Source organism: Shewanella sp. 10N.286.52.B9 (genome assembly GCF_002873635.1).
Taxonomy (GTDB): Bacteria; Pseudomonadota; Gammaproteobacteria; order Enterobacterales; family Shewanellaceae; genus Shewanella.
On sequence record NZ_MCTY01000094.1, the window covers coordinates 1 to 4,362 of the forward strand.

The 4,362-nt window shown below is 39.7% G+C and carries 4 protein-coding genes and 1 tRNA gene; 3 read left to right on the forward strand and 2 right to left on the reverse strand.

Annotated features, from left to right (window positions below):
• The first annotated feature begins 531 nt into the window (after positions 1 to 531).
• A tRNA-Trp gene (locus BCU91_RS06610) sits at positions 532 to 608 on the forward strand.
• Between the two features lie 484 nt (positions 609 to 1,092).
• The gene (locus BCU91_RS06615) at positions 1,093 to 2,802 is read left to right on the forward strand and encodes a class I SAM-dependent methyltransferase (RefSeq protein ID WP_102531147.1); all 1,710 of its coding nucleotides are present in this window, start codon (positions 1,093 to 1,095) and stop codon (positions 2,800 to 2,802) included.
• 147 nt (positions 2,803 to 2,949) lie between these two features.
• Here BCU91_RS06615 and BCU91_RS06620 read toward each other — a convergent pair whose 3' ends face one another.
• Together BCU91_RS06620 and radC are read right to left on the reverse strand one after the other, a co-directional pair.
• A complete protein-coding gene (locus BCU91_RS06620; RefSeq protein WP_102531148.1) occupies positions 2,950 to 3,363 on the reverse strand; it encodes a DUF2787 domain-containing protein in 414 nt (137 codons plus the stop codon).
• A 168-nt stretch (positions 3,364 to 3,531) separates the two neighbouring features.
• Positions 3,532 to 4,008, reverse strand: coding sequence for a DNA repair protein RadC (gene radC / locus BCU91_RS06625; protein ID WP_102531149.1), 477 nt, complete (start codon positions 4,006 to 4,008; stop codon positions 3,532 to 3,534).
• A 144-nt stretch (positions 4,009 to 4,152) separates the two neighbouring features.
• On the opposite strand from radC, the gene BCU91_RS06630 reads away from it, so the two are divergent.
• Complete coding sequence (locus tag BCU91_RS06630) at positions 4,153 to 4,341, forward strand: AlpA family transcriptional regulator (RefSeq protein ID WP_102531150.1); 189 nt, start codon at positions 4,153 to 4,155, stop codon at positions 4,339 to 4,341.
• The last annotated feature ends 21 nt before the right edge of the window (positions 4,342 to 4,362 follow it).

Here is a 4,362-nt window from a genome sequence, read left to right on the forward strand (position 1 = left end):
AAATAACTATGAAGTATTTTAAAATTATTAATTTGAGTGTTTATTGTTCACCTTGTTGATGTTACTACTGTTGTAAATTGTTATATTTCCTCTCACTTATGCTAAATCGTAAACTCTTAGCTGGTTTCTCAAACTCGAAGCGTTAGGTTTTAACGATATCTAAAGCCGTTTCACCTAAGCCGTTATGACCTATTAAAGACTTTAGTTCTAAACTGGTGAAGGGCAATAGCTCTAAATGCAGTTCATACCACTTGTAAGTGTTTATAAGCGACTATTCGTTGCGATTGGTAATTGTGGCTTGTACTCAAGCAAGTCATTTGTAAGTCTCCTTAAGCTCAGTTACGTAACTGTTTAAGTAGAGTATGTGATCCGACATCATGTAAATACCGTATGTAAGTGAGCTTCGCATTGCCAAAATAGCAAAGTAGATTATAAATTGCTTAATTTGGCTGAAAAACCCACAGTCAGTACGTTTGTGATAAATAATGCTTTACCTTTCGCAGTGGTTTTAGCATAATGCATTCCGTCAACAGGGGTATAGTTCCAATTGGTAGAACAGCGGTCTCCAAAACCGATGGTTGCGAGTTCGAGTCTTGCTACCCCTGCCAAATTTAGAAGGCCTAGCAGAAATGCTAGGCCTTTGTCTTTTCTGGCTTTTATTCATTTCCCTATCTTCAGATCACTCTTAAACTAATACTCATATTTTTTAGTATTTTCTATTCGGTGACCAAACGGTGACCAAATGGTGACCATAGCTTTTAGAGGCAGCCAATCTTTCTATTGATAGTTTAGTACTAACACCTAGTGTAAAAATTTTTTCAAAATTAATAACGATAATCGAAACTAGATAGTTAGCTTGGGAAGACTCTTTACATTAATAAATAAGAACCTTCTTATTATTAAGCTGGGAAGTCCACACCGCTTTTGTCAGTTTTATTTTTAGAAAACTATCCTCGATCTAACCTTCCATTATTAATAACTTATTAAGCACTTAGACTTTAATCAAAAATAAATCACGGTTCTTTACTAAGCTATCGCCATATGTAACCTAGCCGTATATCATGGGTTAACAAGGACATATGGCGCATTTTTATGAAATCAACCTCTCTTTTTTATAGTCAGAATGCTATAGAACTCGCTGAACAATATAATAGTCTTGATTTTAAGTCTGTACACCATTCGTGGAAGCTATATTGGCCAGAATCTGGATCGAATGTTTTAGATATTGGTGCTGGTTCTGGGCGAGATGCTAAATGGATGAATGATCAAGGTTGTGAGGTCATCGCCGTAGAGCCAAATGATGCATTACGTCAAATAGGGCGGCAAAGTATAGGCCCAGAAGTCACTTGGCTTAATGATTCACTACCAGTTCTTAAAAACGTTCAAAGCTTAGGAATGCGTTTTGACTTAATACTTGTAAGTGCTGTGTGGATGCATTTAGCCCCTTCATTACGTGAAAGAGCATTTCGTAAACTTTCAAATCTATTATCCCCAAATGGTAAATTAGTCATTAGCTTGCGTCATGGAGAGTTTACTGATGGCCGACAAGGCTTTTCTGTTTCGGTTGAAGAGCTAGAAAAACTTTCAAAAGATCACGGATTGCAGCTTCAATTAGTATCGGGTAGTGAAGATAATCTTCAACGGGCAGATGTGTCTTGGCAGACTGTTGTATTGAATTTGCCTGATGATGGTTCCGGTAACCTTAACACTGTTCGTCGAATTATTGTTAACGACAGTAAATCGGCGACTTATAAGCTTGCTCTATTGAGAACGTTACTTCGTATTGCCGATGCTCACTCTGGGGCTGTGTTAGACCGTAGTGATGGTAAAATCGCACTTTCAGCGGGCTTAGTTGCTCTATATTGGGTTCGTCAGTTCAAGCGCCTTATTGATGTCGATATTGAGGGGCACGGAATTCAGCAGAACTCGAATGCAACGAAAGGGTTGGGTTTTGTGAAAGACGATGGTTGGAATAAGCTTAAACACCTATCAGCCGATGACTTTTCTATTGGTGCACTCTATGTCGGGGAAGAAGCTAAAGCTATTCAAAAATTATTTACTCATACGATAAGTACGATAAAAGCAGGGCCAGTTACCTTTATCTATCAGGGTGATAAACAAAACAAGTTGTTTGAAATCCAAGCAGCAGAAAAGCGTAGAAAATACTCAGATACCATTATTTTAGATAGTGAATTCTTTACAGGGTTTGGTCAATTCATTTTGGATGAAAAGCTATGGGGTTGCTTTAGGCTTTATCACTCCTGGATAGAACCGTTGGTGGTAAACCAGTGGGTTAAAGAAATGCAGCGCTTTAAGCTTAATCAAGACAGAAATATCTCTCTACAGTCATATCATGACAGCCTCGTGTGGATTGATTCATCTCGTGATACTCGATACGTTCGCAAGCGTGTGGATGAGCTACAGGCTGAGGGCACAGTTATCCATAGCGCCTGGAGCAATACGGTATTAAAAAGCCAGTACGATGTGGATCATTGCCTCCCCTTTGCTTACTGGCCAAATAATGACAAATGGAACCTATTACCTGCAACATCAAATGAAAATCGAAGTAAAAGTGATCGGGTACCAAAAGCTAGGCGATTGTTTGACTCTAAAGAGCGAATCTTGGAATGGTGGCAGATAGCATGGGGGAGTGATCCTTTGCATCAGCAGCGATTTTTCACTGAAGCGACATTCTCTTTACCTAACGTGCCAGCTCAGTGCAATGATTTTGAAGAAGTATTTGAAGCTATGGGCTTGCAGATTAGGGGAGTCAGGAGCCGTTTGTTAGTTTCAGAATGGTAGAGCTAAGTAAGGCTGATATTTAACATGGGCAAGTTCCTTTTTTCTGCTATATCGATGTTTTGGGCACTTTGGTTTCGCAAAGGCCCATGGGGTAAGGGTTTTCTTGTTCCCGTTTTACCAATATGGGAACTTGGGTTTGAAATGACGTTAACCCAGTGCAATTTGCACCTGATAAACATCCATATGGTGATAGCTTGTGAAGTTGTCACTAAACAGTTCAATAAGCTCTGTGCCTTCATCATGTTTTATCCATCCACCAATTGAGCTATAGACTTGTTTGCTGTTGAAGCAAATGTCGATGTCTTTAATGAGTTCAGGAAAGTCATGCCCATGAAAAGCAAAATCAGTAACGTAAACTAATCGCCATTGATTAAGTTGTTTCTCAAGCCTTACTTCAACAGGATGAAACCCACCTTGTTCAGGTGAGTAGTCGGGATCTCTAAAATACAAGGTGATGGCATTTGCCTCCTTTGGATTAGTATTAATCAACTCTTGTGTTAGTAACTGATAGAAAGGAGCTGGCATAGCAGGTCTTTGATTGGTATCAATTGAAATTGTCATATAAACGTCCTTAATGAATAAACACGCAACAGCAAAGAGATTAAGAGCGTGCGCTCTTAATCTCTTGCTGGCTGGTGGTTGAATGGTTTTCAGTTAAAACGAATGGATGGGCTTCGAAGGTTATTAACTTGAAGCTTTCGAAATAGAAAAGGCTAAATGATAAGACCGTTAGATTAGACCTCTTTCCGCCAGTGACACTGGCGATTTTCCCACGATGATGTGGTCTAAGACCCTGACATCGATTAATCCCAAAGCATCTTTTAACTTTTGAGTAATTCTCTTATCAGCTTCTGAAGGCTCAGATTCACCTGAAGGGTGATTGTGGGAAAAGATGACAGCTGCGGCATTTACTTCAAGCACAGCTTTTACTACTTCTCTTGGATAAACACTGGCAGCGTCTATGGTGCCAAAGAACAATTCACGAAACTCGATGAGCTGATGCTGGCTGTTGAGCATCATCACCCCAAACACCTCCCGCTCATACCCACCTAACTTGTAGGTAAGGAAGTCCTTTGTGCTCTGAGGGTTTGTGTATACGTCCTGATGATTCAGTTTCTCAGCAATGATGTTAGCTGCGCTTTCAAGTACTTGAAGGGCTGTAGTTGGCCAATGGGATGGTTTATTTTGATTTGAATTACTGCGCATAAAAGTCTCCTTTAACTGTTAATGGCTTATGCACAGTAGTGATATATACCTGAAACTTTCTGGAATCGTATTTGTGAGGTTGATGTCGACGGTAATTTTTTACTAGCTCGCCCCATGTTGTGAATCAAACATGAGGTATTCACAATGAGACTAATTAAATTAAAAGAAGTGATGGATAGTACTGGGCTAGGGCGTTCAACCATTTATAACTATATTGCAGATGCTACTTTCCCAAAACCAGTAAGTCTAGGAGCTAGAGCGGTCGCTTGGGTTGAAAGTGAGGTGCAGGATTGGATATTGGAAAGAATAGAAGAGCGAGATTTGAAGAGCTAAATAGAGGGTGTAACAGATTCT